The organism is Shewanella sp. FJAT-51649 (assembly GCF_019457435.1).
Taxonomy (GTDB): Bacteria; Pseudomonadota; Gammaproteobacteria; order Enterobacterales; family Shewanellaceae; genus Shewanella; species Shewanella mangrovisoli.
Genome location: NZ_CP080411.1, coordinates 536,971 through 551,445 on the forward strand (window position 1 = coordinate 536,971; position 14,475 = coordinate 551,445).

Annotated in this window: 8 protein-coding genes; 5 read left to right on the plus strand and 3 right to left on the minus strand. The window is 49.0% G+C overall.

Annotation, left to right across the window (positions count from 1 at the left end):
* Nucleotides 1-66: 66 nt before the first annotated feature.
* From K0H59_RS02405 to K0H59_RS02415, 3 genes are all read left to right on the plus strand, one after another.
* Nucleotides 67-1,221 carry a hypothetical protein gene (locus tag K0H59_RS02405; RefSeq protein WP_220054546.1) on the plus strand — a complete coding sequence of 385 codons (1,155 nt, stop codon included), beginning with the start codon at nt 67-69 and terminating at the stop codon, nt 1,219-1,221.
* Nucleotides 1,222-1,463: 242 nt separating this feature from the next.
* Nucleotides 1,464-2,384 (plus strand): thioredoxin family protein, encoded by a 921-nt coding sequence (locus K0H59_RS02410; protein ID WP_220054547.1) that lies wholly within the window; start codon nt 1,464-1,466, stop codon nt 2,382-2,384.
* Nucleotides 2,385-2,601: 217 nt separating this feature from the next.
* The gene (locus K0H59_RS02415; protein WP_220054548.1) at nt 2,602-3,708 is read left to right on the plus strand and encodes an AI-2E family transporter; all 1,107 of its coding nucleotides are present in this window, start codon (nt 2,602-2,604) and stop codon (nt 3,706-3,708) included.
* On the opposite strand, the gene K0H59_RS02420 is transcribed toward K0H59_RS02415, so the two are convergent.
* Together K0H59_RS02420 and K0H59_RS02425 are read right to left on the minus strand one after the other, a co-directional pair.
* Nucleotides 3,705-3,995 (minus strand): helix-hairpin-helix domain-containing protein, encoded by a 291-nt coding sequence (locus K0H59_RS02420; RefSeq protein WP_220054549.1) that lies wholly within the window; start codon nt 3,993-3,995, stop codon nt 3,705-3,707. The two genes, K0H59_RS02415 and K0H59_RS02420, sit on opposite strands and share 4 nt — an antisense overlap.
* Before the next feature lie 66 nt (nt 3,996-4,061).
* On the minus strand, nt 4,062-5,114 hold the full coding sequence (locus K0H59_RS02425; RefSeq protein ID WP_220054550.1) for an HD-GYP domain-containing protein: 1,053 nt from the start codon (nt 5,112-5,114) through the stop codon (nt 4,062-4,064).
* A gap of 556 nt (nt 5,115-5,670) precedes the next feature.
* Here K0H59_RS02425 and K0H59_RS02430 point away from each other — a divergent pair.
* Together K0H59_RS02430 and K0H59_RS02435 are read left to right on the plus strand one after the other, a co-directional pair.
* Nucleotides 5,671-10,731, plus strand: coding sequence for a response regulator (locus K0H59_RS02430; protein ID WP_220054551.1), 5,061 nt, complete (start codon nt 5,671-5,673; stop codon nt 10,729-10,731).
* Entirely contained in the window at nt 10,722-12,293 is a 1,572-nt protein-coding gene (locus tag K0H59_RS02435; RefSeq protein WP_220054552.1) for a response regulator, read from the plus strand. Before K0H59_RS02430 ends, K0H59_RS02435 begins: the two co-directional genes overlap by 10 nt.
* A gap of 45 nt (nt 12,294-12,338) precedes the next feature.
* Here K0H59_RS02435 and K0H59_RS02440 read toward each other — a convergent pair whose 3' ends face one another.
* Nucleotides 12,339-14,399: a prolyl oligopeptidase family serine peptidase gene (locus K0H59_RS02440; protein ID WP_220054553.1), complete on the minus strand. Its 2,061-nt coding sequence runs from the start codon at nt 14,397-14,399 to the stop codon at nt 12,339-12,341.
* Nucleotides 14,400-14,475 lie beyond the last annotated feature (76 nt).

Genomic DNA, 14,475 nt, shown 5'->3' on the forward strand with positions numbered 1-14,475 from the left:
TGAGGAGTTTGGTGTTCAATCGAGTCACATCCCTAAGTTGAATATGCTCGTTGATAGGGATGTTAAATGCTAAAAATCCGACTTAGACGCCAAGTTAAATACCGCATTGCCTTTCTGTTACTGATGATTGCGGTATATGTCCTAGGCTTTCATTTGCTGCCTGAGCAGCTTACAAACACGCGTGAAGCCTTATCCTTAGCCGTAGTAACGGCGCTCTATTTTGTGTTGTTGCCAGTGCTTTATTGGTATTGGATTATCAAAATAGGTGCGCAAAAGCCCTGGAAGATGTTGGTTGTGTTAAGTTTGAGTAGCCTGATGGCGAGGCTTAGCTATCCGCATGAAGTGGCTGAGTATTTCGAGTTTATCGCTTGGCTACGTTACCCCATTATTGCGGTATTACTCCTTATCGAGCTGTACTTGATTGTGAGCATTATTAAGGGGTTATGGCTGGCGAGAAAGGCATCGGGGGATCCAAGATTAACTATCGTTGAGCAGTTTGCAGCAATGGCGCAGCCAGAGCCTAGTGCTGAAACGGTAAAAAGAGAGTCAATTAATCCCAACAAGCCGTCAGAGTCTGATTTGCCGCCCATACCCGATGAGAAGAGGCTAACATTGGGTTTAATCCTCGCCACTGAGCCCGCCAGTTGGTATTACGCCATTCCCTACTTTTCCCGTCGTCACCCAGAGGCCATTGGCTCACTCAACTTGCTCAGCGCTAAGCTTTGGCATGCCTTAGTTGTCATCGTGGGGTTAATGGCTGCTTCTGCGGTGAGCTACAGTTTACTCGATGGGATAAGCCATATAGCGGCTCTATTTGTTTCAGGTTTGCTTTTGTATTCCATCCTATTAATGGCGGCGAATTATCGGAACAGTCGTTATTACTCGCTCTACCAAAGGGCAGATAAACTCATCATTAATAACGGTATGTGGGGCTTTATGGTCGTTGATTTCACGCAGATTAGTGAACTGAAATTAGGACACTTTAGCAGTCCTATGTCGCAGGCTTCACAGGATGATGTTACGCATAGTGACGCGCCTGAAATATTGACCCTAGGCCGTGGTGAGGCGAATGCGCAGCTGATATTTAAGCAGCCTCAAGTTTATTACGGCGCCATGGGGCAATTACCTGAGTCATTGACTGTGGTGAACTTAGTCGTCGAGGACCCTCAAGCGTTAGCCGACACCTTAACCTTAAGCGTTGTGTTAGATAAGGCGTCGTAGCGAGAAGAATATAAGTTCGCTATCTCGGTGCAATCAGTGAGTCGATTCTGCTCAAATAGGCTTATATTTTACATGGCTAAAATATAAGCCCATTCATTTATACTGACGGCCGGGCGGCTTCGTCTTTCCGTGCCGCTCTGTTTCATTTGGTATTTGTTCTCAGTAATTGCTTATGTCACTGGCTGAATATCACGACCAACCCTTGTGGTTGCGAGCGATCTCTACCTGAAAGGATAACGCTAATGTTGTTACGTCGAATCATAGTTACCTGCCTCGCCCTTATCAGTTTTTCCACCTTTTCTGCCGATAAAAGCTATCAAGATATAGTGCTAAAAACCTATCCAGATCAACAACAAACCTCCTTAAAAAACATCGCGGGCGATAAACCGATTTACCTTAAGTTTTGGGCAACCTGGTGTCAGCCCTGTATGGAGCAGATGCCGCATTTTGAGGAATTGCAGAAAAAGTATCAGGACAAGGTCAATATCCTCGCCCTGAATATCAATATCAACGAAGAACAGTCTAAGATTGCCGAAGTCATCTCTCGTTTCGGTCTGACTATGCCTGTCTGGCTGGATAACGAGGGCGAATTGGGTGTGGCTTTAGGCTTGGTCGGGACGCCCTATAGCGTGTTAATCAATCGCGCAGGCGAGGTGGTTTACACTAGCCATGAGTCGGATGCGAACCTCGATAAATTTATCGATATGTTGGCCAATGGCCAAGAACTCACCGCACAAACCACTGATGCACCAAGCCCTGAACAAACGGCTAAGTTGCTGAAACCTTGGGAGCAAGGTGAGCATTTACTGTTTTTTACCGCCACTTGGTGTGATTGGTATTTGGCAGAGAGCCGTCCTGAAATGTCTAAGGCCTGTGTTGCCGCCCAGAAAGATTTAGACAAGCTAGCGCAACAGCTGCCGAACAAAGCCTGGCATGGGGTGGTCAATCATCTGTGGACGGACGATAAAGCCCTCGCCGATTTTAAACAGCTCTATCCTTCACGCGTCGATTTCAGTATCGATGAATTAGGCGTGTTGTTTAATCACTTTAGTATTCGCAACATCCCGACATTGCTTTGGGTGAAAGACGGTAAAGTCATTGAGCGTATTAGCGATTTTAGCCAGCCAGAGAAAATTGTCGCTAGGCTAAAGGCCGCGCCATAGGGATTTTCAGCCATTTGGCCTTCGAGACATTCGAAGGCCTTTGGGGATGTCAGCAGCACTGATACACTACTCACGCTTTAGTTAAATGTCGTTGCCCATGGAAAGCACTGCGCAATAAACTGGCTCACAGAATGGGGAACACCCAAAGGCTGGTTGTTGCTTGGCACTCTGCCAAGTTTTCCACCTTGTTGTTGGATTCTATTGTGGGAGTATGTGGATGGCACAGATTATCAGTAATGCTGCGGTGGGTCGTACCCTATTGATTTTATTGCTGTGTGCTGGTGTTTTCTTTTTTATCGATTTTTTAGTTCCCGCCTTGGCCGCCCTGATCGTCTGCTTCTCCAGTTGGCCGCTGTACCAAAAATTAATGGTTAAATGCGGTGGTCGCTCGGCGTTGTCTGCCACAATCGCGTTAGTCTTGATTATTGTTGGGCTTATCACGCCGCTGATTTTTGTATTTTCCTATGCATTGCAAGAGATTCGAGCCTGGGTGGAGTGGCTGGTGTATGCCAACCAGCATGGCGCTCCCGTGCCGCTGTGGATTAAGGATTTACCTTGGATTGGCGAGTGGCTTACCCTGCAATGGCAGCAGTTTATCGGTGAACCCCATGAACTGGGCAAGATAGTCAGTGCCATTAGCGGTCAGAATCTGAGTGGTATTTCCCGCTGGGTACTGCAATTGGGCTGGAATACCTTAGGTCTGCTGCTGACCCTGCTGTTTATGCTGATCACCTTGTTTTTCTTATATAAAGATGGCGAGTCGGTGGCTAAACAGCTGGATATTGTTGGCGAGCGCATTCTTCCTGCCCGCTGGCATCGATTCTCCCGTGTGGTGCCTGCGACTGTGAGTTCAACCGTTATCGGCATGACGCTTATCGCCATCGGCGAGGGCATAGTGTTGGGGATTGCTTACTGGATTGCCGGCGTGCCTTCGGCCGTGGCCTTTGGGGTGTTGACCGCGTTTATGGCCTTAGTGCCCGGCGGCGCGCCAACCATGTTTACCCTGATCTCATTGTATTTAGTTGGCACCGGCGATATGACGGCGGGAGTGGGCTTATTCCTCTGGGGCAGTATCGAGCTGTTTATTGTCGATAAAACCCTAAGACCTAATCTGGTTGGCGGGCCAATCAAATTACCCTTCCTGCCGACCTTCTTCGGGCTGATTGGCGGGGTGAAAACCATGGGGTTTGTTGGCCTGTTTGTCGGCCCGGTATTGATGGCGTTGCTGATTGCTATCTGGCGCGAGTGGTTAAGGGATGAGCCTGATAATACGCTGGTAACCGAATCCCTTGAATCCCCAAGGGAGCAAGGTCAGTCTAGCTAGAGCTGAGTGAGCGCTTGTTTACGCTCTTCGGTGTAATACCACCAAGGTTTAGGGTCGTCACCCGCCATAAAGCGGGTGACAGATATAAACACATCCAGCATGCAGGGATCGTGGATTTGCCCAGTTAATCTATTGATACGTGAGTACATTTCGTAGGGATCTTGCCCTAACAGTTGTTCTGGGCTCTCGATGCCGAGTAATCGTAAATCTGCTGCGCAGGCCTTACCAATATTGGGTAAATCTGTTAATCGTTTTACCTCGTTGCGCACTACCTTTGCTGGATTCATCTATTAGCCCCATCTCTAGCCCCTATGACTATGAGTCTACCTCTTGCTCCCACTTTAGTCAGGCATTCAAGCGACAACACTGGTTGTTTTGGGTTCTGCGAAGCGTTGCTGTACTTCTAGTACCTGCGCTTTGCACTCGATAAAGGCGCGAGTGAGTTTAGGATCAAACTGAGTTCCAGCATTTTCTTCAATATAATCAAATGCCTTTTGTGTGCTCCATGCCACTTTATAGGGGCGGTCTGAGGTGAGTGCATCGAAGACATCGGCGATGGCGGCAATGCGGGCACTTAATGGAATTTGCTCGCCTGCTAGCCTGTGGGGATAACCTGTTCCGTCCCAACGTTCGTGATGATAGAGCGCGGTCTCCTTGGCGAGGGATAACAGCGGGTCATCGTCATCACCGAGGATCTGCGCGCCAAAGGAAGCGTGTTGCTGCATTTGGCGTCGCTCATCATCGGTTAATTTTCCCGGCTTAGACAGAATCGAATCTGGGATGCCGATTTTGCCAATATCGTGCATCGGGAGCGCGGTAAAATACATCTCACACCAAGCTTGGGAATCACACACATATTGGGCCAAAATGCGGCCGTAGTGGCTCATCCTAGTAATATGTAGGCCCGTTTCGTTATCGCGATACTCCGCCGCCAGCCCCAGTTTTTGGATAATCTTGTGGCGAGTCGATTCTAACTCTTGTGTCCGTTGCTGTACTAGGGCTTCGAGCTGCCGCGCCTGATTACTCAAGGCTAAATGGGTTTGAGTCCGTACCTTGAGTACCGCAGGGCTAATGGGTTTGGAAATATAGTCCACTGCGCCGAGTTCAAAGCCGGTTTGCTCGTCTATGGTATCGGTTTTGGCGGTCACAAAGATCACTGGGATCTTACTTGTGATGGGGTCACGCTTAAGCCTACGACAGGTCTCGAAGCCATCCATCTCAGGCATCATCACATCGAGTAATATAAGCTCTGGGAGGGGATGGGTGCTGGCCAGTTTAAGCGCCTTTTCACCTGAGGTTGCGGCGCGGATCGTGTACTGATCTGACAAGATCCCGTGAATAATCTGGATATTATCGGGTGTATCGTCCACCACTAATAATATGGGTTTAGTGACAAGTGAAGTCATGGTTTCGCCTCTACTGAGTCGGTTTGTTTCCCGTATTAATCCGGTGGCGAGACTGAGAAAGCCCCAATTCGTCCCCGTTAATGCCAGTGCCAAACTAGGCGGGTAGTGCTGCTTAATTCCATGAAAGTGTTTTATAACAATATGAAAATCATCATAAAATTATGATGATTATGTTTTCATCGTTCAGGTTATATGATGGCGGTAGCTATAAGCTTGACGGAAAATAAGATAACGGATTTAACAGCTGGTTAAATCTTGTTCTGACCAGATAATAACCCAAAAAAATGTATCATGTTGTATCTTTTGGTTTGTTTTGTTCACACTTTTAGGGATTAATGCTTTTTAGTGTGAGTGGTTTTTTCTACAATTACTGCCTGTTTTATGAGCTAAGGTGCCATTGGCCTCATGGATCAAATGGCCAAGCCTGTTCCATCCATTACCTCGGGTTCAATTGAATCCACAGTGTTTTAGCTGTTCGCATTTCGTCTGTTCTCATTCTTAAGTACACCATTCATACCAGCGGGACGGTAAGAAACTTAACCTAAGAGGAAAAGTTATGGCCGTTTTTGGCATTCTTTCGGGTCGTTTAGATAAGGCCATTCGACACATCTTTACGGCCATTGGCGGCCAGCGTCAAAGGGTAAAGCCTAGCGTGCGCGTTATCTCCTCGCTGGGGTATTTTGCCTGTCTCTTGAGCCTGTCGGCGTCTTTACTGTGCTTGTGGCCGAATACGGTTGCGGCCAATGAGATGTCACTGCAAGAGCATCGTCAGGCTTTATCCCAATTGACGCCGGCGCAAAAACTCGCCCATAGCCATAGGGTGAGTATGATTTTGGAGGCGGATAGACCCTTTTGGAATCAAGTCGCTAAGTTTGCCAAGATTGCCGCCATGGATCTTAATATCCAGCTCGACATCATCTACGGCGATGGCACGCCGGAAACCTTACTCGCTCTGGGGCATGAGGCGATAGATAACGCCGTTGCTGGGATTATTTTTGTCCCTATCTTAGGTATGGGGCAAGAACTCTTAGTTGAGGCCAAACGCAACAATATCCCCGTCGTGACCATTAACTCCGAATTTGCCCAAAGCTCATTGGCCTTAAGAACCCAAAATCCTAACTGGGTTGGTAAGGTGACTATGAATAGCAGCAATCTGGGGCAAAACCTGCTCGAAAAAATGTTTGAGGAGGAAGCCAGCTCCGAGCAGATGAACCTGTTACTACTCGCGGGAAGTAAAGACAATCTCGATGTGCAAAAGCGTACCGCTGAACTCAAAAATGCCGTGAGCAAGCAATTTGCCAATGCCAAATTCAAGGTCGTTAATACCGATTGGAGCGCCTCGGCGGCGCGTGCCGCTTACCTTAAGGCGATACAGCAAGATCCTAATATTAATACCGTGATTGCAATGAACACCACTATGGCCATGGCGGTGACCCATGAGGCCGAAGCCGATACTTCGCGCCCTATGGCCCATATTGGTTCGCTAAGTTGGAATCATCAATTGGCACAAGGGATCCAAAAGGGCACTGTCGCCGCGGGTGTCGGCGGGGTAGAATTTCAAGGCGCCTTTGGCCTTGTGCTGTTATTTGATTATTTAAATGGGGTGGATACTCGCGCTAAGGGCTTCGAGTTTCAGGTATTGCCTTTGATCATCAGCCCCAATAACTATAACGATTACTATGAGTTACTCGATTTTGACTCACTGCAACCTGACTTTTCTCGGGTGTCTCTTGCGCTAAATACGAATCTGTTTTTGGTGGATTTTCGCTTAGGCAGCTTGATCCCTAATATGGATGTTCACCGCTTTATGACTCAGCTAAGCGTGGAGGAAAGGGCCTTTATCAACAACAATCCTATCGTCAAGGTTGGGATTGATCCTCATTCCGCTCCCATTGATTTTATTGATGAAAACGGCATCCACCGTGGCATGATGGCGGATTATCTCGCCGAGATCAGCCGCGTCGTACCGCTGATCTTCCAGACCTATAACGAAGGTTCTTGGCAGCAAGCCATCGATGAATTTAAGCGGCACGATGTGGATATGTTATCGCTGGCCTCGGCCAATGCTGGCCGTGAACAATGGATGTTATTTACCGATGCCATCAATCAATATCCGCCTGTGATAGTCACCCATGTCGATGGAGAACATCCCAGCAGTTTAGAGCAGCTTAAGGGCAAGTCAGTCAGTGTGGTTTCGGGCGATGTGACACAAACGCAACTGCTTGAAGATTATCCTGAAATCGTCCTTATCCCCTTTGAAAATCTTGAGCAAGCGTTAATGGCGGTGAAGCAACACCAAGTCGATGCTGCCTTTGTGAATTTCCCGAGCACAGCTTACTTATTGCAATCGCCACAGTTTAATCGACTGCAAATTGTGTCTGCCAGTGACTACCGCTTTGGTATCTCTATGGGGGTGCGTAAGGATTGGCCCGAGCTACAGAGCATTTTAAATAAGGCTCTGGCTCAAATCCCCCAAGATAAAGTACGTGAAATTCAGCACCGCTGGGTAAACGTGCAATATGAACTGGGGCTCAAGAAGCAGCAAGTATTTGACTGGGCGGTGCGAATTGCCGTGGCCGTTGTGCTTGTTCTGCTGATGTTTAGCTTGCGAAACAGAAGGTTAAATAAAGATATCGCACAGCGGATCCACACCGAAGAGCAGCTCAGCCTGAGTATGAATAAGTTCCAAGCCTTATTCGACTCGGCGGTCGACGCCTGTGTGATTACCGATAGGCAAGGGGTGATTATTGAATGTAACTCAGCCCTGTTATCACTACTTAAATATCAGCATAAACATCAACTTATTGGTCGTCGCACTCTAGTTTATTATCCACCGCACTTGGGCGAAACCGACAGCGAGACCCTGTTCGAACAACGTCTACAGACTGTGTTGGAGCAGGGGCAGTTGCGATTCGAAGCCGATTTTGTGACCTCAATGGCGGAAATCGTCAATGTTGAGGTCACGCTTAAGCGTATCGAGCTCAATGGCTCGCTGTTTGTATTGGGCACTTATCACGATCTGTCGGAACGAAAGCTGATGAATGCCTTGCTCGAACGTGAGCGGGATCTGCTCAAACACGTGTTAGGTAGAAGCCCGATTGGCGTTTGGATCTGCATCGAAGGCGTCTGCCGCTATGTGAACGAGCAAATTACCGAGATGACGGGGCTGCAAGTGGGCCAATCCGTTTACCCGATTTTTGCGCAGCCCGATGACTACCGTTGCCATATTAGTGAATTGGATTTAAGCCAAGACAGTACCGTCTTTGAAACTCAACTATTTGATTGCAAAGGGCAACGCCGTGATGTGTTGTTAACGGCGTACCACACAGTGCAGGATGGCCAAAATGCTAACCTCTGTTGGGCCTTGGATATTACCGATACTAAGTCGATTCAGGATGAGCTGGCCATCGCTAAGGACGCCGCAGAGGCGGCAAACCGCGCTAAGTCTGACTTTTTAGCGAATATGTCCCATGAGATCCGCACGCCAATGAATGCGATCCTCGGTATGTCTTATTTGGTGTTGCAGACAGAATTAAGCAGTAAACAGCGGGATTATGTGGGCAAAGTGCATCAGGCGGCGGGCTCGCTGCTGGGTATTCTCAACGATATTTTGGATTTTTCCAAAATCGAGGCCGAGAAGATGGATATCGAATGCACTGTATTCGATCTCGACGATGTGCTGTCTAACTTGGCTAATGTGGTGAGTTATAAGGTCGAAGAGAAGAACATGGCGTTTATCTTCGATCTGCCGCCAGAATTGCCCCGCTACTACCATGGCGATGGCCTGCGCTTAGGGCAAATCCTGATCAACTACTGTAATAATGCGGTCAAATTCTCCCATAACGACAGCAATGTGGTATTGAGCTGCGAGAGTAAAGTGCATGGTGAGCAGATTGAGCTGACCTTCTGTGTGGAAGATTTTGGCATTGGTATTCCTGAGCAAAAACAAGGGGTTCTTTTTGGCTCCTTCGAGCAGGTGGATGCCTCGACTTCTCGGGAATATGGCGGCACTGGCTTAGGTTTAGCTATCTGTAAGCGCCTCGCTCATCTGATGGGCGGCGAGGTTTGGTGTGAGAGCGAATTAGGCGTCGGCAGTCGTTTTTATGTCAGGCTCACTCTCGATTGTGCCGATACCTACGATCCTAATGCTTTGTTTGATCCCTTAGCGGGAGAAACCGCTAAGCTGATCGGTTTACATCCTAGGTTAGATAAGCTTTTGACCGTACATGGTGTTTCGGCAAACATGCAGGTCGAGAGTGCCGATGTGGGCACAGTGATCGCCCAACTTAAACAGTCGTCCACAAGGCAATTGCTGATCTGCGATTACAGTGCATTTATGCCTGAATTGTTGGAAGCGTTGGCGGTTAATCAAGCATCGCGAATGTTACTGATTGGCCAGCTAAGCGATCAGGACTCTCTTAGACAACTCATTGAAAATAATGACAGAGTCATCTCGCAGACTAAACCGCTTACGCCGATTGCCATAGGTAATGCGCTGTTATCCCTGCTGGGACATCAGAGTGAGGATGGCAGGCAAGTGCAGCAAGATCATTCGCTGCATGCCCTTAAGACCCAACTGGCGGGCGCAGAGGTGTTGTTAGTCGAGGATAACCAGCTCAATCAAGAGTTGGCGGTGGAGCTATTACGTCAGGCGGGCATCAATGTCACTGTGGCAAATCATGGGCTTGAGGCCATTGAGAGAGTTGAGCAGCAGTACTTCGATTGCGTATTAATGGATTGCCAGATGCCTGTGCTCGATGGTTACGAGGCGACGCGTCGCATCCGCGAATTGCCCCAATTTGCCAACTTACCGATCTTGGCGATGACGGCCAATGCCATGTCCGGTGATATTGAAAAGGCGCTGGCGGTGGGGATGAACGATCAGATCACTAAGCCTGTGCATGTGAAGGATCTCTACACTGTGATGGCGCGCTGGAGCACACCCAAGCAGCGAAAATCAGTGCCCTTAGTATTGAAACGCTCGAACCATGCGCAGGATTTACCGCAGCTCGAGGGATTAAGTATTCAAAATGGTTTGTCGCACTGTGATCACAACGAATCACTCTATAGCCATTTGTTGGGCTTATTTATCAACACCAGTAAGACCTTGTTGGGGCAACAACAGCGCGCCTGGCAGGAGGAAAACGCCGATGAACTGCGCTTAAGCTTGCACACCTTAAAGGGCGTTGCCGCCAACGTCGGGGTGATGGAGATCAGCCGCCTTGCCGGTGAACTCGAGCAGCAATGCCTGACTGCGAAGCGGAGTTTTACGGTGGAGCTGCATGAGCAGTTATTGGCGTTACAAACCGAGTTACAGTGTCTAGTCAGTGGCTTAGAGAGCTGGCATCAGCAGAACAATAGCATCAAGCCGGAAGCCTCATTAAGCGATGAGGTGCTCGCGGCCATGTGGCCGCAGTTAGAGCAAAGCCTGCTGGAATACAACACCAATGCTTTGGAGTGGGTGAATAAGCTGACCCATGCGCCGCAGTTACAGGGGGATTCTGGCCTGCTCAAACAGTTAAAAATGGACGTTGAACTGTTTGATTTTGAGCAGGCATTAGTGCGACTACAAACCCTTAAACAGGCGCAAGATGAGAGGGCGGCGACATGCAGTTAACTCAAATGCAGTGCTTGATAGTCGAGGATATGGATGCCCTGCGTAAAATTATGGCCGAGCAGCTGCGCCAACTCGGCTTCGGTCAAGTGTTGCAAGCCGATTGTGGTCGCCAAGCCTTGGATATGTTGCAGCGAATGCATATCGATCTCCTATTACTGGATTGGAGTATGCCGGATGGCCATGGGCAAGAGTTACTCGAGAGCCTGCGCCAGCAGGATAAATGGCAAGATTTGCCCATTATCCTTGTGACGGCCAACGCCCATCGCAGTTTAGTGGAAGTGGCGATGAAGTATGGGGTGTCGGATATTATCGCTAAGCCCTTTAACTCCAAGACCTTGCAGGCCAGAGTGTTACAGGCATTTACGCGTCGCCATAAACGCACTCAAATCGCGCCATCTCCAGCGATGACGGCCAAAATAGACGCGACGGCGGCAATGGAAACCGCGCCCGCCTTGAATGTGGTGCTGGTGGTCGATGATATGCCGGACAATCTGGCTTTTATGGCGGGGCTGTTAAACGACGACTATAAAGTGCTGTTTGCCAAGGACGGCAAGGCAGCGCTAAAAATTTGCCAGTCGGCGACACCGCCCGATGTGGTGTTGTTAGATGTAATGATGCCCGAAATGGACGGGCATCAAGTGTTGCAAGCTTTAAGAGCTGAGCCGCGATCGGCCGAGATCCCGGTGATCTTTGTCAGTGCCCTCGGTGAAGTTGAGCATCATCTGCAGGGGCTAAGAGGCGGCGCAATCGACTATCTCACTAAGCCCGTGCAGCCGGAGATCTTAAAGCTCAAGCTGGCAAATGTGCTGGCGCAAGTGCAGCGTCAACGGGCATTACAGCAAGAGTGCGACGAGCTGTTGCGTCTGGCACAACTTAAAGACAATGCCGATAGCATCATAAGCCACGATCTTAAAAATCCGCTGGCGACAATAAGCGCCTTGGCGCAAAAACTCGCGCAGGATAAAAGCTTTCCTAAGGAGTGGCTGCACAAGATCAATTTGGTCGATGAGTTGGCGCTACAGTCGATTAATACCGTGAATTTGACCTCGGATATCCTGCGTATCGAGGCGGGGCAATATGCCTTGGATGCCGAGTGGTTTTCGGTGCATGAGATGTTAAAGCAGTTGCTACAGGCGGCGCAGGTCAACTTTCACAGCAAACAACTAGTGGCTTACTTGTCTCCTGATGAAGATCCCTGCAGTAGCTTCGATGTGATGGGTGATCCTAAATTGTGTCACCCTATGTTGTTCAACCTAATTAAAAATGCCTTCGAGGCGGCGCGCCCTAAAACAAAAGTAGCGATTTTGCTGTCGCGCCAGGAAGGTGATGTACTGATCGCTATCGAAAACACGGGCGCCGTGCCCGCCGATATCCGTGAGCAGTTTTGGGAAAAATATGTCACGCAAGGCAAGGCTGAAGGGGTAGGCATTGGCACCTATGCGGCGCGCTTATTTGCTCGGGCGCAACAGGGCGAGACCAATCTCGTGGTGGATGATGCTAAGTTACTGACTCGAGTTGAGATCCGCTTACCCGCAGCTATCGATGCCGTGGTCGCAGAGTGATAAAGACACAACAAAAAGGGCAAGCCTTAGCTTGCCCTTAGCGCGTTAGAGTTTACTGATATCGACGTTCAGGCTGTCTAAGTGTTTTAGAATGTCGGGGTTCACATTCGTATCGACACGCCCGCCTAAATGCTCAGCAAAAAACTGCTCGGTGGCGACAATCGAAGCCAGTTTGTTGGCACGTTTACTAAAGCCATGTCCTTCATCTTTGGCCAGTACGTACTTAACCGGCAAAGACTTTTGATACATCTTCTTGGCGATATTATCCGACTCAATTTGGGTGACGCGAGGATCGTTCGCCCCTTGGATCAGCATCAATGGCGCCTTGATATTATCGACATAGTTAATTGGCGAGCGCTTTTCCATATCTTGCTTCTGCTCGGCAATTTGCGGATCGCCCACCGACTCAAACCATTGGCCTAAATAGGGGCGCCAGTAGTCGGGGAAGGAATTCATCAGCGTTACTAAGCTCGATGGTCCCACGTAAGCGATCACCGCTTGGTACAAGTCGGGTGTGAAGGTCGCACCTGACAGTGCCGCATAACCACCGTAGGAAGCGCCGAAGATCCCTAAACGTTGTTTATCGGCAATACCTTGTTCGACTAAGTAATTGGCACCATCGGTGAGATCGTGCTGCATGCTGCCAATGCCCCAGTTATTGTTGCCTAGGTTTAAGAACTTCTTACCGAAACCCGTCGAGGCGCGGAAGTTAGGTTGCAACACGGCATAACCACGGTTGGCATAAAACTGGGCAATCGCGTGGAAATAACCCGAGTCGAGCGTCCAAAAATCCCGTGCCCAAGGGCCGCCATGGGGCAGGATAATGGTCGGCAGCTGAGTCTGTTTGCCTTTCGGTAGCGTTAAATAGGCTTGGATTTTCACCCCGTCCCGCGCGGTATAGACAATCGATTGGCGTGGCGAGAGTTGACCCGCAGGAATACTGGCCGGAATGTCCACTAACAGATGGATATCCCCAGTGGCGGCATTGTATTGATAGTCAGCGCCTGCGGCTCTGTCGCTGGCGACATGAATTTGCCACAGATTGGTTTTCTCGTTCATCTCGCCAATTGTGATTTCAACATCTTGATTAAAATGACGATTAATCACATCCCAATGGCGAGCAAATTCGGCATCTAAGGGATAAACCCGTAAACGTCCACCGTAGTAACCAACGGCTAAGGGCTCACCCGCATCGCTAAACTGTACCGCAAATACGTCGGCCTCGTTGTCGGGATCCTTGTGAATGGTTTCATATTTACCCGTCATCAGATCGACTTTCAGCAATTCCTGTTTATCGCGATCGCCGATATTGGCGCTGATATAGGCGAGCTTCTTATCATCGTTCACTTTTAGAATATCGATGCTCTCGCCCTTGGCACTTTGAATGATCTTGCGCCAGTTGCCGTCGATCAGCACATATAAGGCATTGGTGTTATCGAGATTACTGCTGCTGGCAATCACAGGTTGCCCCTGCTTATTAAACTTCACCTGAGTAAAGCTCAGCTCGTTCTTCAGGATTGTGGTTAACTTGCCATCGTTGATATTGAGCAGATAAATATCCATGCGGCTCGAATCGTCGTGGTTGGCTTGAACAACCAGCAGATCGGGATTGTCTTTTACCTGCTCGAGCACGCTGTATTGCACGTCGTCCTTATGGGTTAAGCGCTGCTCTTTAGCGGTAATTTTGCCCGCGTGTTCTTCAAAGCTCAGCTTGTAAATCTGGGTGTTCTCATTACCGCCTTTGTCCTTCATAAAGAATAAGTCATTGCCCTTGGCGGACCATTCGAAGGCGCGGATGGGTTCTACCGATGTGGTCAGTGGCGTGGCGCTAGCGAGGTCGCTCTTATCCGCCATCAGATAGATATTGCTGGCCCCTTGGTATTCCTTTACAAAGGCGAGCCATTTGCCATCGTCGGACATTTTTAGATGGCGAATGCTTTGCTCGTTAAAGAAGTTTTCGATGGGAATGAGCGGCGCCTCGGTTTGCTGCGTCGCGGCAACTTGAGGCTGTTCGTTGCGAACATCTGCCGTAGTGCAACCCGTCAGTAGCAGTGCGGCGGCAATGGCAGCACTGCATAACTGACTCGTAAATGGAAATTTTTGCATTGTCGTAACCTTAGTTTAGGAAAATTGATATTATGCTAATACGAAAATTAATTATCGTAAAACAATAAAATTATAT

What these genes read in the sequence shown, in the direction of transcription:
- K0H59_RS02405 (WP_220054546.1), top strand. Translation starts at nt 67, where the DNA reads ATGCTAAAAATCCGACTTAGACGCCAAGTTAAATACCGCATTGCCTTT.
- K0H59_RS02410 (WP_220054547.1), top strand. Translation starts at nt 1,464, where the DNA reads ATGTTGTTACGTCGAATCATAGTTACCTGCCTCGCCCTTATCAGTTTT.
- K0H59_RS02415 (WP_220054548.1), top strand. Translation starts at nt 2,602, where the DNA reads ATGGCACAGATTATCAGTAATGCTGCGGTGGGTCGTACCCTATTGATT.
- K0H59_RS02420 (WP_220054549.1), bottom strand. Translation starts at nt 3,995, where the DNA reads ATGAATCCAGCAAAGGTAGTGCGCAACGAGGTAAAACGATTAACAGAT.
- K0H59_RS02425 (WP_220054550.1), bottom strand. Translation starts at nt 5,114, where the DNA reads ATGACTTCACTTGTCACTAAACCCATATTATTAGTGGTGGACGATACA.
- K0H59_RS02430 (WP_220054551.1), top strand. Translation starts at nt 5,671, where the DNA reads ATGGCCGTTTTTGGCATTCTTTCGGGTCGTTTAGATAAGGCCATTCGA.
- K0H59_RS02435 (WP_220054552.1), top strand. Translation starts at nt 10,722, where the DNA reads ATGCAGTTAACTCAAATGCAGTGCTTGATAGTCGAGGATATGGATGCC.
- K0H59_RS02440 (WP_220054553.1), bottom strand. Translation starts at nt 14,399, where the DNA reads ATGCAAAAATTTCCATTTACGAGTCAGTTATGCAGTGCTGCCATTGCC.